General features: G+C 40.6%; 18 protein-coding genes. 3 read left to right on the forward strand and 15 right to left on the reverse strand.

Annotated features, from left to right (window positions below; genetic code table 11):
• Positions 1–612, reverse strand: coding sequence for a hypothetical protein (locus ABJK37_RS14035; RefSeq protein WP_348354968.1), 612 nt, complete (start codon positions 610–612; stop codon positions 1–3).
• A 980-nt stretch (positions 613–1,592) separates the two neighbouring features.
• Here ABJK37_RS14035 and ABJK37_RS14040 point away from each other — a divergent pair.
• Positions 1,593–1,985, forward strand: coding sequence for an OsmC family protein (locus ABJK37_RS14040; RefSeq protein ID WP_348354971.1), 393 nt, complete (start codon positions 1,593–1,595; stop codon positions 1,983–1,985).
• A gap of 47 nt (positions 1,986–2,032) precedes the next feature.
• Here the strand turns inward: ABJK37_RS14040 and ABJK37_RS14045 are convergent, their stop codons facing one another.
• The 6 genes from ABJK37_RS14045 to putP form a co-directional block, all read right to left on the reverse strand.
• Positions 2,033–3,760 carry an SLC13 family permease gene (locus tag ABJK37_RS14045; RefSeq protein ID WP_348354975.1) on the reverse strand — a complete coding sequence of 576 codons (1,728 nt, stop codon included), beginning with the start codon at positions 3,758–3,760 and terminating at the stop codon, positions 2,033–2,035.
• Positions 3,761–3,793: 33 nt separating this feature from the next.
• Positions 3,794–5,200, reverse strand: coding sequence for a sulfate adenylyltransferase subunit CysN (gene cysN / locus ABJK37_RS14050; protein WP_348354978.1), 1,407 nt, complete (start codon positions 5,198–5,200; stop codon positions 3,794–3,796).
• 2 nt (positions 5,201–5,202) lie between these two features.
• The gene (gene cysQ, locus ABJK37_RS14055) at positions 5,203–5,991 is read right to left on the reverse strand and encodes a 3'(2'),5'-bisphosphate nucleotidase CysQ (RefSeq protein WP_348354981.1); all 789 of its coding nucleotides are present in this window, start codon (positions 5,989–5,991) and stop codon (positions 5,203–5,205) included.
• On the reverse strand, positions 5,991–6,587 hold the full coding sequence (cysC, locus tag ABJK37_RS14060) for an adenylyl-sulfate kinase (protein WP_348354984.1): 597 nt from the start codon (positions 6,585–6,587) through the stop codon (positions 5,991–5,993). Before cysC ends, cysQ begins: the two co-directional genes overlap by 1 nt.
• Positions 6,587–7,501: a sulfate adenylyltransferase subunit CysD gene (gene cysD / locus ABJK37_RS14065; RefSeq protein ID WP_348354987.1), complete on the reverse strand. Its 915-nt coding sequence runs from the start codon at positions 7,499–7,501 to the stop codon at positions 6,587–6,589. The genes cysC and cysD overlap by 1 nt, the downstream gene beginning before the upstream one ends.
• 192 nt (positions 7,502–7,693) lie before the next feature.
• Complete coding sequence (gene putP / locus ABJK37_RS14070; RefSeq protein ID WP_348354990.1) at positions 7,694–9,208, reverse strand: sodium/proline symporter PutP; 1,515 nt, start codon at positions 9,206–9,208, stop codon at positions 7,694–7,696.
• Positions 9,209–9,306: 98 nt separating this feature from the next.
• Between putP and ABJK37_RS14075 the strand changes: the two genes are divergently transcribed.
• Positions 9,307–9,747, forward strand: a complete 441-nt coding sequence (locus ABJK37_RS14075; RefSeq protein ID WP_348354993.1) for a GNAT family N-acetyltransferase — start codon at positions 9,307–9,309, stop codon at positions 9,745–9,747.
• Positions 9,748–9,850: 103 nt separating this feature from the next.
• On the opposite strand, the gene ABJK37_RS14080 is transcribed toward ABJK37_RS14075, so the two are convergent.
• The 8 genes from ABJK37_RS14080 to ABJK37_RS14115 form a co-directional block, all read right to left on the reverse strand.
• Positions 9,851–10,558, reverse strand: coding sequence for a DUF3379 domain-containing protein (locus tag ABJK37_RS14080; protein ID WP_348354996.1), 708 nt, complete (start codon positions 10,556–10,558; stop codon positions 9,851–9,853).
• On the reverse strand, positions 10,551–11,108 hold the full coding sequence (locus ABJK37_RS14085) for a sigma-70 family RNA polymerase sigma factor (RefSeq protein WP_348354999.1): 558 nt from the start codon (positions 11,106–11,108) through the stop codon (positions 10,551–10,553). The genes ABJK37_RS14080 and ABJK37_RS14085 overlap by 8 nt, the downstream gene beginning before the upstream one ends.
• 141 nt (positions 11,109–11,249) lie before the next feature.
• Positions 11,250–12,968 carry a BatD family protein gene (locus tag ABJK37_RS14090; protein ID WP_348355002.1) on the reverse strand — a complete coding sequence of 573 codons (1,719 nt, stop codon included), beginning with the start codon at positions 12,966–12,968 and terminating at the stop codon, positions 11,250–11,252.
• 2 nt (positions 12,969–12,970) lie between these two features.
• Positions 12,971–14,866 (reverse strand): VWA domain-containing protein, encoded by a 1,896-nt coding sequence (locus ABJK37_RS14095; RefSeq protein WP_348355005.1) that lies wholly within the window; start codon positions 14,864–14,866, stop codon positions 12,971–12,973.
• Positions 14,863–15,861: a VWA domain-containing protein gene (locus tag ABJK37_RS14100; protein WP_348355008.1), complete on the reverse strand. Its 999-nt coding sequence runs from the start codon at positions 15,859–15,861 to the stop codon at positions 14,863–14,865. The genes ABJK37_RS14095 and ABJK37_RS14100 overlap by 4 nt, the downstream gene beginning before the upstream one ends.
• The gene (locus ABJK37_RS14105) at positions 15,854–16,357 is read right to left on the reverse strand and encodes a DUF4381 domain-containing protein (protein WP_348355011.1); all 504 of its coding nucleotides are present in this window, start codon (positions 16,355–16,357) and stop codon (positions 15,854–15,856) included. Before ABJK37_RS14105 ends, ABJK37_RS14100 begins: the two co-directional genes overlap by 8 nt.
• Positions 16,354–17,319, reverse strand: a complete 966-nt coding sequence (locus ABJK37_RS14110; protein WP_348355014.1) for a DUF58 domain-containing protein — start codon at positions 17,317–17,319, stop codon at positions 16,354–16,356. Before ABJK37_RS14110 ends, ABJK37_RS14105 begins: the two co-directional genes overlap by 4 nt.
• A 21-nt stretch (positions 17,320–17,340) precedes the next feature.
• Entirely contained in the window at positions 17,341–18,297 is a 957-nt protein-coding gene (locus ABJK37_RS14115) for a MoxR family ATPase (protein ID WP_348355017.1), read from the reverse strand.
• Between the two features lie 427 nt (positions 18,298–18,724).
• Here ABJK37_RS14115 and fadI point away from each other — a divergent pair, with 427 nt between their 5' ends.
• Entirely contained in the window at positions 18,725–20,035 is a 1,311-nt protein-coding gene (gene fadI / locus ABJK37_RS14120) for an acetyl-CoA C-acyltransferase FadI (protein ID WP_348355020.1), read from the forward strand.
• Position 20,036: the final 1 nt, after the last annotated feature.

Consider the following 20,036-nt stretch of genomic DNA (forward strand, 5'->3'; position numbering starts at 1 on the left):
CTACTTGTTGAAACCCGTTGCATTGATTTTTTGTCTACCAAACATAGTTAAAAGTGCTAGACCCATTAAAGTCAAAGCAGCTGGTGCAGGGACTTCAATTGATGCGTTATTGACACCAATTACATTGATTGGGTCTGGAGAACCTCCAGCATCAGTAAGGTCTGCATAAACAATTGAAATGGCGCTAGTAGCTGGTTTAATAGAAGTAAAAAACAGTTCAGCTAAAGCAAAACCACCTGGTTGAAAATCCCAAAGATCAAAGGTATCTAGATAACTGACTTCCGCAATATTGATGAATCCCGGAGCAAATTCACCCCAACTCCAGTCCTCGGCATCAGCAAGAGTACCTATCGGGCCAACAACACCTAAGTCATCAAACAAATTATAGCCAGCGAAAGCCAGAGCACTCATGTCGTATTTTAAATCAATATCGAATGCAGAAAGTGACAAAGGGACCTCATTACCAAGGCCATCAATTCTAAGTGTAACGGATATAAGTTCACCTCCTGGTGAAGTCTGTGTTGTTGGATCAAGCGATAAAATCACATTGGCGTTTGCCATACTGGCAAACATGAAACTAACGGCTAATACAAGGCGGTTAACTGCTTTCATAATGACTTCCTTTTTTTAATATAAAATTTATATGTGTTTTTTTAATTGCCGACTCAATAATTAGTTGGGTGTAATTAAAATATGAGTTCTTATCCACTCAACTAAATATTTCACCGACGTTGTAGCAATTTTTCATGCTGTTATAACTTATGCATTTTTCTTACCTGAATTTAAAATTCTTTGTTTTTCAGTGGTTTGCATATTAACAATATTGGTTTGGTAAATTTATTGTAAAGAAAGTTGACACTGGTTGTATTTTTTACCGTAAACCATATTAACTTTCTAATTGTCAAAATGTCAAAAATAGAGTTACTGGATATATTCTGTTCTATCTTACGAAAATTAGTTAAAACCGCTATCAATTGGTAATTTCGGGTAGGTTGCGGTTTTCTGGTTTCTATTAAAACGTTGAAAAATAACAACTTTAGTTTTGGAACGGACTTTGCTGTTTCATTTTTAAGGTGGTGCTTTATTAAGTGCCGGTTTGTACAGATTTTTTTAAGTGGAGGGTTAAATATGATTGGCTTGTTATGTGGAGTAGTATTTTTCTTGGTTTGGATTATTCCAATCATACTAATTGGTGTTTCTGATCGGACGAGGGGCGGTGAAAAATTAGCATGGATATTGGCTGTTATTTTTGTCTCTTGGTTTGCTTGGATTTTTTATCTGTTATTAGCTCCCCTAAAACCTCGGACTTACACCCCTTAAATTCTGAGTTTTAATCGAGGTAATTTAGAAGATGAAAGCTAATTTGGAAAGCTCAAAAAGCAGGTTTATTAAACCTATATAAACGCGTGTGTCTTAGAACTAGACTATATTGAGCATCACATGATGGACATACATCTTGTATTACAAAATTAACAGATGTTATTGCCACCTTTTGTGATGTTCATTTAATAAAGACTTGACCCAAGACTAGCTTGCTCTCAGTATGATTCTAAATCTAAAATTAGCTTCAAAACAAACTATAGGTATGTGATATGAAAATAGATGTGACGCTACTTGAAGGGCAAAAACTCCAAGCAAGCTTTGGTAAGCATCAAATTATAAGTGATCAGAGCGTATCTGCCGGTGGTGATGAATCTTATCCTGAACCCTTTGATTATTTTTTGGCGAGTATGCCATTGTGTGCTGCTTTTTATATTAGAAAATTCTGTGAATCGCGGGGCATCAGCACTGACGGGATAAGTCTTACGCAAGAGCATGCCACTATAGGTGAGGATAAATATCATAAAGGTTTTACTATTTCAGTAACATTGCCTAACGACTTTCCCGAAAAGTACAAAAAAGCGTTACTCGCAGCTGCCAATACATGTACCGTCAAAAAAGTGATCCAAGCTATGCCTGAGTTTGAAATTCAAATAGCTGAGTAGTTAACTATCTCAATAGTATTGATAAGTTTTGAGCAAGTTTATTCAAATTAAAGGTTATATGAATATTTCAGCAGTGTTAGTACAATAGTTGAATAACATATAGATATGGGTAAACCGAACTTAATAAAATGCTTGAATCGGTAATTGCTGGCGCTGAATACCAATAAATTGGTTTGATAACCATAAGGTGAGACGAAACTGGCGCTGGCTGCAAAGGCGACGGCTAATGCAAAAGGCATAATTGGCACACCTAAGGTTTCTACCAAACCATAGGATAAGGGAAACATTAACGCAGCGGCGGCGTTATTAGTAACTAATTCTGTGAGTACTAGGGTGAGTAAATACACCGTGACTAATGCCCAAATAGGGCTAACACTTGTGGCCCAAGGACCAATTAAATGCATAACTTGGCTAATTACCCCTGACTTTTCAAGGGCGGTTGCAAGACTTAGTGCACCAACTATTACGACTATTAGATTAATTGGCAAACTACGTTTAATTTCGGAGTTTGACGTCACGCCACTGACCACCAACACGGCGATAAAGAATAGCAAACCTGTTGCTAGGTTTAGGATTGAAGTTGCTGCTAAAGCAATAGTCAGCAGAAAGCCACCTAGGGTGATCAAGTCTTGCTTGCTACTCAGTTTTGTTTCCATCTTCTTTTCAGAAAGTATAAAAAAGTTTTTGGCGAGGTTATGCCTTTGCATAAAATCTGGGCCAGTCGCGAGCAACAAAAAGTCACCTGATTGCAGCTTTATTTCACCTAATTTTCCAGATAAGGATTCACCGTCACGTCTTATGGCGACTACGGCTGCATCAAACAGCGCTCTAAAGCCTAGTGCCTTTAAAGTTTGCCCGATAATTTGAGCGCGATTTGAAATGATCACTTCGGTAAGATTTTCTCTTAATAAGCCATTAGACTCAGCAAAAAGTTTTAATCCTTTAATATGGTTTAAATTTCCTACATGTTGAATATTGCCCGAGAATATCAATTTGTCGCCAGACTGGATCACCTCGTCAGGAGTAACTGGGGTAATAAGTTTTCCACCTCTGGCTATTTCAATTAAAAATAACTCGGGTAAATTTCTGAGATGATTTTCTTCAACACTTTTGCCAATTAACTCACAGTCTGCATCTACGTCTGCTTCGATAAAATAGCTATTGTATTGGGTGTTTTTATTGGCGATTTCTGGCAATAAAGGTGTGATTAAAAACATTAACAAACCGCAACTCAAACCTGCTACCAGTCCATAGAGGGTGAAATCCCAAAAATTGAATCCGGGATGGCCATGTTCAATTAAAAAACTGTCAACAATTAAATTGGTTGAGGTGCCAATTAGAGTGACTGTCCCCCCTAAAATTGCTGAATAAGATAAAGGTATCAGCAACCGAGAAGCATGATGGTATTGATTTTGTTTTACCGGACCAATCAAACTCGCGACTATTGCGGTGTTATTGAGAAGCGCGGAGGAGAAAAAAGTTAAACCAAATAAACGCCAGTAACTGCTTTTAAAATTAGCAGTGACTAAGGTTCTTCCGAAGCGTTTTATCAGAGAGGTCTTGTCTACCGCTGAACTGACTAACAGCAATAATACTAAAGTGATCAAGCCCTGATTAGTGAAGTTGTGAATGACATCAGTAAGCACTAATTGCTGACTCGCAATTAACGCTAAAAGTGAAGCTGAAAAAATTAAAGACGGGCGCTGGTTAGTGGTAACAAGCGCCAATATAGTACCTGCAAAAATTGCTAATACCAGATACTGATTAATGTCCATATTACCTTATTCTTTTTTCAGATTATCAGGGGGCTACAGTTTACTGATATCAGTGGCATTCCAATGCGGGAAATGTCTTCTGACTAATTCATTAAATTCTAATTCAAATTCAGAAAATTGACCTGCACTGGTATCTTCGGCTACGTCTATTATCATGCCAGCACCCACAGTACCATTAGTGACTCTATCAATAATGATAAATGCACCTGTCGCCCGGTTTTTAGTATAAGGGTCACAGGCAACAGGTTGGGTAAGCTTAATTTTACCTACGGCTATTTCGTTTAACGCCATACGTACCGTATCTTTATGCTCTAACGAGTTGACATCTATTTGATATTCTACGTTTGTGATACTTCCAGGCACAAATTTTGTAGCAAACTTAAAACCGTATTGCTTGTTAGGCATCATCGGCTCTTCGTCCATCCAAACTAAATTAGTTCTGTAAGCATTCCTATGTAATGGCAAGTTGTCACTTTTAACTATCATGTCGCCACGAGAAATATCAATTTCATCTTCTAATGTAATGGTTGTAGTAAGAGGAGCATAGGCAACCTCTTGTTCACCTTCAAAATTAACCAGCGCTTTCACTTTAGATTGCTTACCAGAGGGTAGTGCAGTGATCTTATCTCCGGGTTTAATCTGCCCAGATACCACTGTGCCTGCAAAACCTCGGAAGTTAAGATTGGGACGGGTTACGTATTGTACTGGGAATCTGAAATCATCAGCATTAATATCGTCGTTGATTTCTACGTTTTCTAACATAGTCATCAAGGTTTCACCTTTATACCAAGGCGTGTTTTCACTAGGGTTGACGACGTTGTCGCCATCTAGCGCCGACAAGGGGATAAATTGAATATCAGGAATTTCTAATTGTTTAGAAAACTCTAGATAGTCTGCCTTTATTTCTTCATACACTGTTTCACTGTAGTCTTTTAAGTCCATTTTGTTGACAGCAACGACTACGTGTTTGATTCCCAATAAAGACACTAAAAACGAATGACGGCGAGTTTGTGTTTTTACACCAGCTCGGGCATCGATAAGAATCACTGCAACGTCACAATTTGACGCACCTGTTACCATGTTGCGCGTGTATTGCTCGTGCCCAGGAGTGTCAGCGATTATAAATTTACGTTTGTCAGTCGAATAATAACGATATGCAACATCGATGGTAATCCCTTGTTCACGTTCTGATTGTAATCCGTCAACGAGTAACGCCAAGTCAACCTTGTCTCCGGTAGTCCCCACTTTTTTACTGTCTTTAGTGATTGCCGCAAGTTGATCTTCAAATATCATTTTTGAGTCATGTAACAACCGGCCAATTAAGGTACTTTTACCGTCATCTACGCTGCCACATGTTAAAAAGCGCAGTAGGTCTTTCTTTTCATGTTGTTCTAGGTAACCCAAAATATCGGATTGTAATAATGTATTTTCGCTATTCATAATTAGCAGCTCACCAAAAAATAAGGGTTTAAAACAGATTCTTTTTGATTGTATCTAAGAGGTGCAGCGTCAGCTTTTAGCGCATCTGCTGAATCTTCAATTATTGTTACTTTGCCGCCAGCAGCTTCTACTACAGCTTGGGCAGCACCAGTATCCCACTCACAGGTTGGGCCTAAGCGGGGATAGAGATGTGCAGCACCTTCAGCCACTAAGCACAACTTGAGCGAGCTGCCCATGGCGACTAACTCTGTCTCACCTTCTAAGGAGTCCAACAAGGCTTGTATCTCTGGGCTTTGATGGGACCGGCTACCCACAACTTTCCACGTTTCCCCTTTAGTCCAAGCTTTGGGAGAGATTTCAGTTTTTTCACCAGCGGTTATCTTAAACGCGCCTTTACCTAAAATGCCTACATAGGTTTGAGTTAAAACCGGTGCATACACCACACCAAAAACCGGTACACCATTCTCAATAAGCGCAATATTGACAGTGAATTCACCGTTTTTCTTGATGAACTCTTTGGTGCCGTCGAGAGGGTCCACTAACCAATAAGTATCCCAACTGTTGCGCTCTTGCCAAGAAATATCCGCGGATTCTTCAGACAAAATAGGCAAATCAGATACTTCATTTAGGCCTTCTACAATACAATTATGGGCAGCTAAGTCTGCATCTGTTAAAGGGCTGGCATCTGACTTTTCATAGACACCAAAATCCTTTTGGTAGATGGCCATAATTTTGTCGCCTGCTTGGTGGCTGATATCGATGATATTTTGCACGAGTTCTTCCGTTAACATTAGGCCACAATTCCTTTTTGTTTTAATAAGTCAAATAGTTGCTCTGCTGATTGTTCCGCTGTTTGCTCTGAAAATGTTAAAGTGATTTCAGGGTTCTCGGGGGCTTCGTAAGGCGAATCTATTCCTGTAAAATCTTTAATATCGCCTTGTCTGGCTTTTTGATACAAACCCTTAGGATCTCGTTTTTCACATTCCTCTATCGGTGTATCTACAAAAATCTCGATAAATTCGCCATCGGCTAATAAACGACGGCAAAAGTCTCTTTCGGATTTAAAAGGTGAGATGAAGGCCGTTAACACTATCATGCCTGCATCCACAAACAATTTAGAGACTTCACCAATACGCCTAATGTTTTCGACTCTGTCTTTATCGCTGAAAGTCAAATCACCACATAATCCATGACGCACGTTATCACCGTCTAACAAGTAGGTATGTTTACCATGCTCAGCTAATTTTTTTTCCAGTAAATTGGCAATAGTAGATTTCCCGGAGCCACTTAAACCAGTCAGCCACAATACGCAAGGTTTCTGTTTTTTTGCTTCCGCTCTGCGAGCTTTATCTACATCATGTTGATGCCATACTATATTGGTAGACATTAGAAATAACCCTCCATTTTTTTCTTCTCCATAGAGCCGGAAGAATCATGGTCAATGACTCTGCCTTGGCGCTCAGAGGTTTTGGTCAACAACATTTCTTGAATCACTTCTGGTAACGTCGCGGCGGTAGACTCAACGGCACCTGTTAATGGATAGCAGCCTAAGGTTCTAAATCGTACCGAACGCATTTCAGGTGTTTCACCTTCTTCCAATGGCATACGATCATCGTCGACCATAAAATAAACACCATCACGTTTAACTACTGGGCGAGGTTTTGCTAAATATAGCGAGGGAATTTCAATGTTTTCCATATAAATATATTGCCAGATATCTAACTCAGTCCAGTTAGACATGGGGAATACACGAATACTCTCGCCCTTATTTATTTGCGCGTTGTAGACGTTCCATAACTCAGGACGTTGGTTTTTAGGATCCCAACGGTGATTCTCATCGCGAAACGAATACACTCGTTCTTTTGCTCGAGACTTTTCTTCGTCGCGTCTGGCGCCACCAAAAGCCGCATCGAATTTATAATGGTCTAAGGCTTGTTTTAAACCTTGGGTTTTCATGATGTCAGTATGTTTAGAACTACCATGACTGAACGGACCGACATTCATTTTTAAGCCTTCTGGATTAATATGTACCAGTAAGTTTAAGTCATGTTTTTTGGCCATTTCGTCACGAAATGAAATCATTTCGTGGAATTTCCAAGTGGTATCTACATGTAATAATGGAAACGGAATTTTTCCTGGTGCAAACGCTTTACGGGCTAAATGCAATAACACTGATGAATCCTTGCCCACAGAATATAACATCACTGGGTTGTCGAATTCAGCAGCTACTTCGCGGAAAATATGAATACTTTCAGCTTCAAGTTGCTTTAAATGGGATACGGTTGGGATCGAGTTAGACATGGCTTTCTCACGCAAAGATGTTCGGTTATATTAAAAAGTTCTATACCTAGAACAATAACAAAAAAAACGAGTGAACTGTATTCTTATTTGTACTAAAACAGTTTCAAATGACCTGAGGCGCATATATCTTCAATAAGTATAAAAGTTGTACTCTAATGAATGTCCAACTTTTATACTTATTGCTGCACCTAATTAATCAAGTTGCTTGAGTGATTGTTGTACTCTATCGAATGTATCTGCTACTAGCTTGTCTTCTTGTTTACCTAATAAACTAACAACAATTATAGTAACGCTTGATACTAAAAAACCAGGTACAATTTCGTAAACCCAAGCACTCAACAACTGTCCGTTTATGGTGATAGGTGCGTAAATCCAAATCAACACTGTTATCGCTCCTGATAACATACCAAGAATGGCTGATAATCTGGTCATTTTCTTCCAAACGAGACTAATCAATACTAAAGGACCAAACGCTGCCCCGAATCCAGCCCAAGCATTACTTACTAAGTCAAGAATAGTGCTATCGCGATCATAGGCTATAAAAATCGCGACTAACGCGACCAATGCTACAGATATCCTACCTGCAGTAACGAGTTCTTGTTGGCTGGCATCTTTGCGCAAAAATGCTTGATAAAAATCTCCAGTTAGGGAACTAGACGTCACTAACAATTGTGAGGAAATGGTACTCATTATTGCTGCTAGTATTGCACCCAATAAAAAACCACTGATTAAAGGATGAAACAGAATCTGAGATAGGTAAATAAAGATCGTTTCAGGATCTTGCATAGTGCCTTGAGTTTTTGTGACATAGGCAAGACCTAAAAGGCCTGTAGCAAGGGCTCCACTGATTGAAATTAACATCCAACTAATGCCTATTCTGCGGGCCGTTTTTATGTCTTTAACCGAACGGATTGCCATGAAACGCACGATAATGTGGGGTTGACCAAAATAACCTAAACCCCATGATAATAAGGATATAACACCTATGGCGGTCATCGCTTGGCCGTTTGAAGCGTTAATAAATAAATCTAAAAAATCAGCATCGTAAGTTCCCAATTGCGCTGCGGCACCGCTGAATCCCTCTAGTTCAAATAACACAACAACAGGAACCAGTATTAAAGAGATAAACATGATACAGCCCTGCACAAAATCAGTAATGCTAACCGCCATAAATCCGCCCAACAAAGTATAGGCTACGACAACACCAGCAGTGACATACAAACCCATTTCATAACTTAGGCCAAATGAAGATTCAAATAACTTACCTCCGGCTACTACTCCTGATGACGTATACAAGGTAAAAAATACTACAATTACAATTGAAGAGATTAATCTCAAGCTATGGCTAGAGTCGTTAAATCTATTAGCAAAATAATCAGGTATAGTCAGGGCATTTTTTGCAAGTTCGGTATAAATCCTCAAACGCGGAGCAACCCAAATATAATTAAGATAAGCCCCAATGGCTAAACCAACCGCAATCCAAGCACTTGAAAGTCCAGATACATACATGGCACCCGGTAAACCCATTAACATCCATCCGCTCATATCAGATGCGCCAGCAGATAGTGCGGTCACTTTAGGGCTTAAACTTCTGCCACCCAACATATAGCCTTCAACATCTGTGCTGGATTGTTTAAAAGAATATAAGCCAATGCCAAGCATAACCAAAAAGTACAGGCCAAGAGAGATAAACGTAAAGGGATCCATGAAAGTTACCTTAGAAGTAAGTGACGAAAAGATATGAAGTTTTTAGCAGTTGACGTATGCTAACAACTCAACGTTCAATTCGCTAGTCAGATGACAAAATGTATACAAAAACCTTTGAACAACTCACTAAAGATGAGCTCTATGCTTTGGCAAAATTGCGCCAAGAAGTCTTTATCGTCGAACAAAATAGTATTTACTTAGATCTCGACGATTGTGACCAAGAGGCAGTGCATTTTTTAGAGTTTGGCACGCAAAATCGCTTGATGGCCTATGGAAGATATCGAAAAATTTTAGAGGCTGAAGAAGTAAAAATCGAGCGGGTAGTGTTGACTGATCAAGCTAGGGGGCAGGGGCTAGGGAAATTTTTAATTGTCGCCATGTTGAAGGAAATTCAAGAAAAACATCCTTCGGATAAAATTACCTTGTCGTCTCAGATTGCGGCCAGTGAGTTTTATCGTCGGTTGGGGTTTGTTGAGTATGGTGAGCAATATGATGATGGCGGCATTATGCATATTGGGATGGTTTATCGTTTGGAATAACCACAAACGAAATGGTTTGTGGTTCTCTCGACATATATGCAATTAATAAAAATGCTTCGTAAATTGAAGCATTTTTAATATTCTAAACTGCGATTTAAAAATCTTAAGCCGAGAAGTGTATCTTGCTTTTAAGTTGTTGTTTCATACCTTCAATATTTGCACCTTCTTCGCCCACCACAACAATGCTGGCGCGCTTAAGATCCAATGCTTGGCTTTGATAACCTCGACCATTAGCTGTACTTTCAGCATTGTGGGCGTCGTCGTGCGGGATCACAAATACCGACACTTTGCCGTTTTCACCTTGCATTACCATGTGAAGACTTCTGACATTTTCAAAGTCACAGAAGTTGGCATAATACACTTGCCCTAACTCTTCGGTAAACTCACCACCGAATTGCGCTAACTTCGCATTCACTTGTTGCAGCGATACATTATTCTGGGCCTCTAGTGCGTAATTGCCTTCCATATAAACATGGGCAATAGCTTGGTCGGCAATATTCAAAAGGTTATGTTGCTGCCACATAGTAAAGCTCACACCCACTACAAAAGCCACCGATGCTGCCATCGCAAGTTGAATGCGATTGCGCACTTTACTTGCTCTATGTGATTGCATAGTTTGCCGTAATAGCAGTTTATGTACTAAGTCGTCCGGTACTTTTACTTGGCTAGCTAAATCCATATCTTTATCAAGTTGTTTAAGCTCTTTGCGGAACGCTTGCTTTTTAGGATCCTCAGCTATGGCCGCTAATATTCGTTCATCAGAACAATTCGGATCGGCATATAAGGTACGACGGAATTCTAACTCATCCATTCTCACGCCCCCTGTTTTCATTGGCTTTGTCTAAGGCTTCTTTAACCTGATTACGAGCCCTGAATAATCGGGTCATTACGGTATTTTTGTTTAAGTTAAGCTGCTGTGCAATTTCATCACCGCTATAGCCAAACACTATCTGTAACATTAGAGGTTCTCTGTATTCTTCACTTAACGATCCCATAACTGCGCGCAATTCCCTATGTTCAATTTCGACTTCATTGGACAATTGATCATCAATTATCGACACATCATCTATGTCAACCAAATCAAATTGTTTACGTTCAAATCGTCTCGCATTTTCTCTTCTCAATATTGTAATCAACCAAGACTTCGCGGCTTTTTCGTCTTTGAGTGAATCCAAAGATTTCCATGCGCGAAGAAAAGTCTCCTGTACTATGTCCTCTGCAACTGTTTTGTTTTTAACAAGCCAACATGCATACCGGAATATATCAGTATGAAGCGCTAGCACTAACACTTCATATCGTTTTTGTTTATTTAGCATGTCAGTAGAGACCGAGGCTTGACTATTTTGCTTTCGTGAAAACATCTAAATTTCCATCATTATTTTTTGGCCAGTGGGTTATTACAATCACTACTGGTATTTTACCGCAAAGCTAAATAGTCAGATAATTGGCTCACAGCGTTGAAAAAACTATCTAAAATTTGTCGAAACACACAGCTTCACATACTAAGTGGCTGGATACAGCGGAGACAAATTTTGTTGAGTTTGTTTTTTGATACTGCCTTTTTTACGGATTTTCCGCAATATTTGTTGTAACTCTTTACTTTGCCACTCACTTTGGCTTTTTGAGAAACGAGCGGCAAGTAGTGTGTTGACCGCTCTAGACAGCATGGCATCATCAATCACCTTCAAGCTGTGTTCTAAGGAAACATTTTTGTCATTTATATAATTGCCCAGCCACAAAGCAAGGGCTTTTTGTGTATCGGCCGCAGCATTTTTGTTTAATGCTTTCTCAAGGTTTTTCCATAATAACTGTTCACTTTGGGTATGCCTAACTACCGATTGATGTGACTGTTGAGTCGCAGATTTTAGTAACGAAACCTGTCGCCACCACACCACTAATGTAATGATCCATAACAAAAATAAACTGGCGCTAAGCCACACCCAATATTGTGGAATATTGTTGTGTTGGGCTTTTAAATCAGCCGAGGAGGGCGGTAGCGGTTGGTCAACCGCAACGCTTGGAATGCTCGGACTGATAGGAATCGTTGTAGTGGGTTGAGTTGTTGCAGGTAATATCTGCAATTTTTTTTCGGCCAACACTGCGTATTCCGTTTTACCCGTAATGGTATTGAACCAAGGGATCCGCACTTCAGGAATGACCAGTTCACCCGCCTGGCTGGGGATAATCGCAATGCTTTCTTTGCGCTGCGCTATTAAGGAGCTATCTTTCTCAACTGTGGTGGTTTCAGCTTGATCTGGATACGTTTTTACCGAGTCTGGATAAACACTAGAGATAGAGGGAAGTTGTTCTTCGACCACACCAATTGCGGTTAAAGTAATGGTTCGAGTGATCGGCTCACCTGCGACAAAGTCGCTGGTATTGCCTTGCCATTCATCGTCTAATTGCACAAAGTCACTCGGTAACCAATGTTGGTCGTAATTACTTGGTATAGGTAAAATAGTAATACTTTGACTAGGTCCAACTCTGTTAACTGCCTTACTACGGTTAAAGAAACCAAAACTTTGTCTTGTGTTATCTATCACTTCCCCTTCAAACAATGGTCCTTCAATGGTGTAGGTACCACTTTGCTGAGCAATGATTGCAAAAGAACGCTCAATAATACGATATCGGCGGCCATCAACCACTTCGTTGTATTCTTTATCCTTACCTATTTGCCTTATGTCGGCATTTTCTAGTGTTGGACTAGATAGACTGCCTCTTTGTAGATCTTTTCCTAAGTGTAATTTAACGGTGTAGCGAATTTGTTGCTGTAAATAAGCCTTCTCTAAATCAACACTAGTCGTAATAAACAGATCACGCCCCTGCGCTGCTGCATTAGCTGACACGGGGATGACTAACACTTCTATGGGGTTGGTTTTAGATCCCGCAATGTTAAATGCAGGTATAGTAAAACGACCTTTCTTTTTAGGAATAAGAACAGTTGACCATGTTGTGCTTCTGGTCGTGTCGAAGTTAACCATTTTCGTTTGTGAACTGATTGAGGTTCGGCCTACTACAAAATCTTTCATTAAGAACGAAGAGTCAAAAGCATCTCTATCTACCTCGCCATTGGCTATCACAGACAGAATAAACGATTCATCTACCATTACCGGGTTTTTATCAACAGCGGCACTGACATCAATCGATTGAGCTTGTAGCGCACTCGTTATCATAAACAAAGCTAAGCAGATTATTATTTTAGGTATTTTTAACTTACTCACTATTACCAATTCCCCTGTATATTAGTTGGCAATCTTTCTCTTTTTCGTCGTTGTGACTCAATTTGCATTTTTCGTTTTAATAAAAATGCTGGATCGTCAGGTACCCGATTGAGCAGAGTTTGCATTCGTTGCATTTGTTCTTTTTGTTCATCGGTTAGTTCTTCTTTACCTTGTTGTAATGCCTGAGCTTGCTGTTCTTGCTCGGATTGCTTTTGGTCTGATTCAGCTTGAGTCTCAGCCTCATCCTTCTCTTGGTCGGCCTGCTGTTCTGCTTGCTGCTCCTGTTGATCTTGTTCAGCTTGACTTTGTTGCTCAGAGTCCTGTGGTTGTGATTCATTTTGTTCCGAGTTTTGGTCTGACTGGGAGTCTTGAGATTGTTGTTCTTGTTGTTGTTGTTGGTCGCTCGATTGACTGTCTTGTTGCTCTTGGTTCTCGCCTTCTTGATTTTCATCTTGTGACGGATCTCCAGATTGCTCTTGCTGCTGTTCTTGTTGATTTTTCAGTCTTTCAAGTAACGCTTTATTCGCTGCTGCATCTTCATGTTCAGGTTGTTGTTCTAATACCTTTTCATAGGCTGCAATTGCCTGATCTATTTCTCCAAGTTGCGCCAAAGAATTAGCCGCATTATAAGCCGCATCGGTATAGTTTTTATCGTTAGGTGTTAACTGTGAAAAGGATTCTAGAGCCGCTTGGTAATCACCATTCTTATAATGTGCAGTGCCTTGCCACATAGGATCCACAAAAGTATTTGCGGCTTGTTCGTATTCGTTTTGGTTAAATGCTTGCATAGCTTGCTGATCAGGGGTTTTCCACATATCTTGCCACCAGTCAGCTCTAGCTTGAGGAGAATAAGTAGGTAGTAAAATGCCAATAAATAGCGCGGTTATTATACCGCGCCTAAAACTGTATGCGGCAAAGGGGATAATAAGTAGTAGTAAATAAGGTCCCATTTCTTGCCATTTGTCGCCAAATTTTTCTTGTTTATTGTCGTCATCTTTATCGGGCGTTTCCTCAATTAGAGTTTGTTCAATCAAATAATCGATATCGCTATCGTCAGATTGCATAGACGCATAGCGCCCACCACTACTTCGGCTCAGCGATTTTAAATTATTAATTGTCAATTTGGGGAGTACAATTGCACCACGACTATCTTTTAATAATTCTCCATCAACTTGTTGTATTGGCGCGCCTTCTGTAGTGCCAACACCAAGCACGGATAACCGGAACATCGAATTATTAAATATTTCGCTCACCTCTTTCATTTGTTGGTTACTGATCCCGTCAGTGATCCAAAATATCTCTCCTTGTTGGTACCCAGCATTGCTGAGTAACTCAATGGCAGCTTGTAAACCTAACGCAGGATCACTGCCGGCAATAGGCATGATTTCTGGCGTCAGACTGGGAATAAGGGTGGTAAGGTTTTGTGCGTCTGAACTTAATGGACTGATAGTGAATGCGTCGCCAGCATAAGCCACTAATCCGGTTTCACCCTCGGTAATTGCGTTAACTAAATCTATTGCTTTGTATTTTGCACGAGTGAGTCTGTCAGGTTTGACGTCTGTGGCGCGCATAGATAGCGACATATCCATTAACACGACTTTTCCCGCATTTAATTGATAAACCGGCTGGGGTAATCTTTCCCAAGTTGGGCCTGCCAACGCGATGGTAGTTAAAACCCAACAAAATCCTAATAACAATAGCGGAGGGCGAGCTTTTTTGATCCCTTGAGTTGTGATTAGGTGCTGATATAAATGACTGGCAAGTACAGACTGCCAACCTGATTTTTGTTTGTTAACATAGCGAATTAACGCAACAATTATCAACAGTGGGATTATCAGCCATAACCAATGCGGTCGAATAAAATGAAACTCACTTAAACCTGACATGTATTCAATCATTGAGGCGTCCCCCGCAGTCTAATCAGCTTCATCAGTGGAAACATCGCCATTAAAACGGTTATTAACAAGGCTAAACCCAAAGGGTAGAAATACAGGGCCTGCAGAGGTCGCATCTGTTTACTTTCTCTGGCTATGGGTTCAAGTTTGTCTAACGTAGCGTATATTTGCTTAAGTGACTCAGCATCTCTGGCCCTAAAATAACGGCCTCCCGTCGAGGTGGCTATTTCTGTTAACATATCTTCGTCCAAATCTTGCGACGGGTTGACTTGCCTATTTCCAAAAAAACTCTGCACTAACATTTTGTCAGCACCCACACCAATGGTGTATATGGTTACCCCATTGTTAATTGCTAATTCGTTTGCTTGCTCTGGGGTTATGTTTCCAGCTGTATTTTGGCCATCGGTTAGTAAAACTAGTACTTTATTTGATTCTTTGCGGGCTTCAAAACGTTTAATCGCTAGTCCAATCGCGTCACCAATCGCGGTTTGTTCACCTACTAAACCTATCAAAGATTCGTTGAGCAGCTGCTCAACTGTTTCTCTATCGTAAGTCAGAGGTGCTTGCAAATAAGCTGTATCAGCAAACAAGATTAGCCCTAATCGGTCTCCGACCCTGCGCTTGATAAAATCACTTAATACAAATTTGATCATTTTTAGTCGATCTACTTGTCTGCCGTTAACTTGCATATCGTCAATTTTCATACTGCCAGATAAATCTACCGCGATCATTAGATCTCGCCCTTCAGCAGGAATACTAACAGGGTCACCTAACCATTGGGGTCTCGCCGTAGCTACAATTAACGCAATCCATGCTAACGTGGCCAACAACAAACTGAGTTTATTGGTGCCTTTTCTTTGGCTTGTTGTTTCTATTCCTGTTGTAAGACTTGGTACTCGAAGTGCGGCTTCTTGACTTTGTTTTTTGCTAGGCAACAACAAAGTCAATAGTGGCAAAGGTAGCAAAAACAACACCCACAACCATTCAAATTCAAGCATTTTTTTGCTCCATCTGTTGAATGACCCTTCTGCGCGGGGGCAGGGCAAATTTGATCCATGTTTCAACTAACTTATAATAATGCGGATAGGCAGTATTTTCTGAAGTCTGTGCGCGATATAACATTTGTTGCATCGACTCGAAGGATTCGGAGAAGTCTTTAGTTTTGTTTTTAGGAAGAGTGTTTATTATAAACTCAACCCATTGTGAACCATATAATTCGCGAACATTTTGGTTAGGGAAGTACGTCATGGCCACCCGCTTTAGCAATTGATTGAGTTGCGATACGCAGTCGGGATTTGAGGCATCAATTTGTTGCAGTGATTTTAAAGCTTGACGTTTAGCTAGTGACTTGTTTCTCACGCGCAAAATCCACATGATCAAAAGGCCCACGACAACGATAGAGAATATTCCAAGTAACCACCATCCATATGCAGGTGGCCATGACTCTATGGCACTAGGTGGATGAATGTCTTTTAAATCTTGTAGTGGATTCATTTGTATCTACTCCCAGAAAGTCGATCTAACTGCAATTCTAGGGGGGAGCCAGCATCAATCTGGATTACCTGTGCCTTACATTGTTTTAAAGTATTTTCAATTTTGTCAAATTGCGCCTGATGTTGGTTACAGTAAAGAACTTCTGTATCTTTTTCGCCTAACACTATTTGTTGCCTATTTTGACCATCACTTAAGGTTACCCTTTGACTCATTTTTACTTGTGGTAAACGATGCTCAAAAGGATCGCTGATAGGGTAAGCAATCACCTCACAGTGTTTACTTAACTGCGCGATATGTTGCTTAGCTATTTCATCCAACTGACTAAAATCACTGATGATAAAAACCAAACTACCGGGATGAGCCAACCTTCGCAATCTGGCACATGCATTGGCTAAGGTAATTGGCTCCTCATTTAACGTGCTTTCTTGATGTTGCGCACCCTGTTGCACTTTCATCATGCTGTTTAACAGCGACAACACCGCTTTTTGACGGGTGAAAGGTTTGCATTCTATATGTTGAAATTGATTGAAGACTAGACCACCAATACGGTCACCGCGCTTTCTAGCCGACCATGCGATCAGCGCACTCAAATGAGCGGCTTGTACCGACTTAAATAAAAATTGTGTGCCAAACTGCATACTCGATGATAAGTCCGTTAAGACAAATACCGGGCGTTCTTTTTCTTCACGATACAATTTAGTATGGGTTTTACCGGTACGCGCAGTAACTCGCCAATCAATGGCTCGGATATCATCACCCGCTTGGTAATGGCGTGCTTCATCAAATTCCATGCCACGCCCTTTGGTTTTGGCCAAATAGGCGCCAGCGAGTTTGGCTTGCACCGTTTTACGGGGTGACAGATTTAATAATGCTGTTTTACCTTGGTAGTGGATCAGTTCCTTAATACCTATTCGTACGCCGTCGCTTTGGTATTTAGCTAACCACTTTGCAATGTCTTGCATACTGCTTCCTTAACCTTGTGTTTAAGGAACAGCCACTAGCTGTAGAATTTTGTCGAGCACCTGATTACAGTTGACACCTTCTGCTTCGGCTTCATAACTGAGTAGTAATCTGTGGCGCAACACATTATGAAATACAGCTTGAATATTATCGGGACCAACAAAATCTCTGCCCATCAACCATGCATGTGCACGAGCACATTTGTCTAACGCTATAGTGGCACGAGGACTTGCTCCAAACTCTATCCAGTTGGCTAAATTTGCGTCGTAACTCTGTGGTTTACGAGTTGCGATAATCAATTGCACTATATATTGCTCTAACGCATCATCCAGGTGAATTTTCAGTACATCTTGGCGCGCATTAAATATATCTTGCTGACTTAAGTTAGGCGGGCTGACCACTTCTGAATGCATGGCTTCGTTACGAGTTAAGCGCAAAATTTCGAGTTCGGTTTCTGCCCCAGGATAATCTATTTCTAAATGCATCAAAAATCGATCAAGTTGTGCCTCGGGTAGAGGATAGGTGCCTTCCTGTTCAATAGGATTTTGTGTAGCCATAACCAAAAATAACTGTGGCAGGGCATAAGTCGTATTGCCTACTGTGATTTGTCGTTCTGCCATAGCCTCAAGCAAAGCGGATTGTACTTTAGCAGGAGCACGATTAATTTCATCTGCTAATACTAAGTTATGAAAAAGTGGTCCTTTTTGAAAAACAAAAGTGCCGTTCTCGGGTCGATAAATATCCGTACCGGTCAAATCTGCTGGCAGTAAATCAGGGGTAAACTGTACACGGTGAAAATCACCTTCTAAACCGTTTGCTAAAGCGTTAACCGCACGAGTTTTCGCTAAACCGGGAGGGCCTTCAACTAACAGGTGACCGTCCGCTAAAAGTGCAACTAAAATATTTTGCGTTAAGGTTTGTTGACCCACCACTTGGCTATCTAAGTAAGCTTGTAATTGTTTAAATTGTGCTGCTGCCATAGTGTTAACTACGTCCTTCTTATTTGTGGATATTCAGAAAATTAAGTAAATGTCGCATTAATAAAGTAATAAAGTGTTGGGTTAGTAGGAATTATGGATCCAAAACCCAGACTACTGACTATGCTAACCGATATAAGGTTCCCCTTTTGAAAAACAATGTTACAAAGCTTTAAAAAACACTGGTTGGATAAAAATAAAGCAATTTAAGTGGCGTGATTACGTCTTAACTAAAAACTTATTCTTAGGTCGGCAACCCTTTTGTTAATTTAAATTGCAGGTTGGCCGGCTAGCTGACAAATTTTTGTTTCAAGTTAAGCGTAAATCGGTGGTAATTAGAGGTGCCTTGAAGTCGTATTCGTTACTAGGTACAATCACGCAAACTTTACAGGTCAGACCACTAGTGTTTGAATATTTATAAGGGCATAAAATGACAGCTAAGCAGATAGTCAAAACGAGAGAAGGCGATAGAATCGCTATTGTAGCAGGTCTCAGAACGCCATTCGCCAAAATGGCTACATATTTCCATGGCGTTCCAGCGGTTGATCTCGGAAAAATGGTAGTCAACGAAATGTTAGTTCGCAATAACGTTGACCCTATGATTATTGAACAGTTGGTTTACGGCCAAGTGGTTCAAATGCCAGAAGCCCCAAATATAGCCCGTGAAATAGTGCTAGGCACTGGTATGAATGTGCATACCGACGCTTACAGCGTATCTAGAGCCTGTGCGACAAGTTTCCAATCAACCGTCAATATTGCCGAGTCAATGATGGCAGGTAATATTAGCGTCGGAGTTGCAGGTGGAGCAGACTCTACCTCGGTTTCGCCTATAGGTGTGTCCAAAAAATTAGCGAGAGCTTTAACTGACTTGCAAAAAACTAAAACCCTTGGGCAAAAATGGCAAGTACTTAAAAAGTTAGGCTTGAAAGATTTACTACCAGTTCCTCCTGCAGTAGCAGAATACTCCACTGGATTATCTATGGGGCAAACTGCCGAGCAAATGGCTAAATCGCATAATATTAGCCGCAAAGACCAAGATGCTTTAGCCCACCGTTCACATTCCTTAGCCGCCCAAAATTGGAATCAGGGTAACTTAGCCAATGAAGTCATGACTGCATACGCTGAACCTTTCAAAGGGGCACTAGAAAAAGACAACAACATTCGTTTTGATTCAAAACTCGAAGGATACTCCAAACTGCGACCAGTGTTTGACAAAAAACATGGGACAGTCACAGCGGCAAATGCAACACCACTAACCGATGGTGGTTCCGCAGTATTAATGATGACGGAAAGCCGTGCCAAAGAGTTAGGCTATACCCCGCTTGGGTACATTAAGAGTTATGCATGGGCTGCAATCGATGTATGGCAAGACATGTTGATGGGGCCCTCTTATGCCACACCTATGGCACTCGATAGAGCAGGCATGACATTAAACGATTTGACATTAATTGAGATGCATGAGGCTTTCGCGGCACAAACTTTAGCCAATTTTAAAATGTTCGCAAGTGATAAATTTGCCCAAGAAAAATTAGGCCGTAGTAAAGCTACGGGTGAAATCGATATGGATAAATTTAATGTTATGGGTAGTTCTTTAGCCTATGGGCATCCATTTGCAGCGACTGGTACTCGAATGATCACTCAGATGTTAAATGAACTAAATCGTCGCGGAGGCGGTACGGGGTTACTAACGGCTTGTGCCGCAGGTGGTTTAGCTGCAGCTATGATAGTTGAAACGGAGTAAG

Origin of the sequence: Paraglaciecola sp., from assembly GCF_039964565.1 — a bacterium.
Classification (GTDB): Bacteria; Pseudomonadota; Gammaproteobacteria; order Enterobacterales; family Alteromonadaceae; genus Paraglaciecola.

Bases quoted from the DNA above. Each gene is read 5' to 3' on its own strand.
- ABJK37_RS14035 (WP_348354968.1), bottom strand. From the start codon at position 612: ATGAAAGCAGTTAACCGCCTTGTATTAGCCGTTAGTTTCATGTTTGCC.
- ABJK37_RS14040 (WP_348354971.1), top strand. From the start codon at position 1,593: ATGAAAATAGATGTGACGCTACTTGAAGGGCAAAAACTCCAAGCAAGC.
- ABJK37_RS14045 (WP_348354975.1), bottom strand. From the start codon at position 3,760: ATGGACATTAATCAGTATCTGGTATTAGCAATTTTTGCAGGTACTATA.
- cysN (WP_348354978.1), bottom strand. From the start codon at position 5,200: ATGAATAGCGAAAATACATTATTACAATCCGATATTTTGGGTTACCTA.
- cysQ (WP_348354981.1), bottom strand. From the start codon at position 5,991: ATGTTAACGGAAGAACTCGTGCAAAATATCATCGATATCAGCCACCAA.
- cysC (WP_348354984.1), bottom strand. From the start codon at position 6,587: ATGTCTACCAATATAGTATGGCATCAACATGATGTAGATAAAGCTCGC.
- cysD (WP_348354987.1), bottom strand. From the start codon at position 7,501: ATGTCTAACTCGATCCCAACCGTATCCCATTTAAAGCAACTTGAAGCT.
- putP (WP_348354990.1), bottom strand. From the start codon at position 9,208: ATGGATCCCTTTACGTTTATCTCTCTTGGCCTGTACTTTTTGGTTATG.
- ABJK37_RS14075 (WP_348354993.1), top strand. From the start codon at position 9,307: ATGTATACAAAAACCTTTGAACAACTCACTAAAGATGAGCTCTATGCT.
- ABJK37_RS14080 (WP_348354996.1), bottom strand. From the start codon at position 10,558: ATGGATGAGTTAGAATTCCGTCGTACCTTATATGCCGATCCGAATTGT.
- ABJK37_RS14085 (WP_348354999.1), bottom strand. From the start codon at position 11,108: ATGTTTTCACGAAAGCAAAATAGTCAAGCCTCGGTCTCTACTGACATG.
- ABJK37_RS14095 (WP_348355005.1), bottom strand. From the start codon at position 14,866: ATGATTGAATACATGTCAGGTTTAAGTGAGTTTCATTTTATTCGACCG.
- ABJK37_RS14100 (WP_348355008.1), bottom strand. From the start codon at position 15,861: ATGCTTGAATTTGAATGGTTGTGGGTGTTGTTTTTGCTACCTTTGCCA.
- ABJK37_RS14105 (WP_348355011.1), bottom strand. From the start codon at position 16,357: ATGAATCCACTACAAGATTTAAAAGACATTCATCCACCTAGTGCCATA.
- ABJK37_RS14110 (WP_348355014.1), bottom strand. From the start codon at position 17,319: ATGCAAGACATTGCAAAGTGGTTAGCTAAATACCAAAGCGACGGCGTA.
- ABJK37_RS14115 (WP_348355017.1), bottom strand. From the start codon at position 18,297: ATGGCAGCAGCACAATTTAAACAATTACAAGCTTACTTAGATAGCCAA.
- fadI (WP_348355020.1), top strand. From the start codon at position 18,725: ATGACAGCTAAGCAGATAGTCAAAACGAGAGAAGGCGATAGAATCGCT.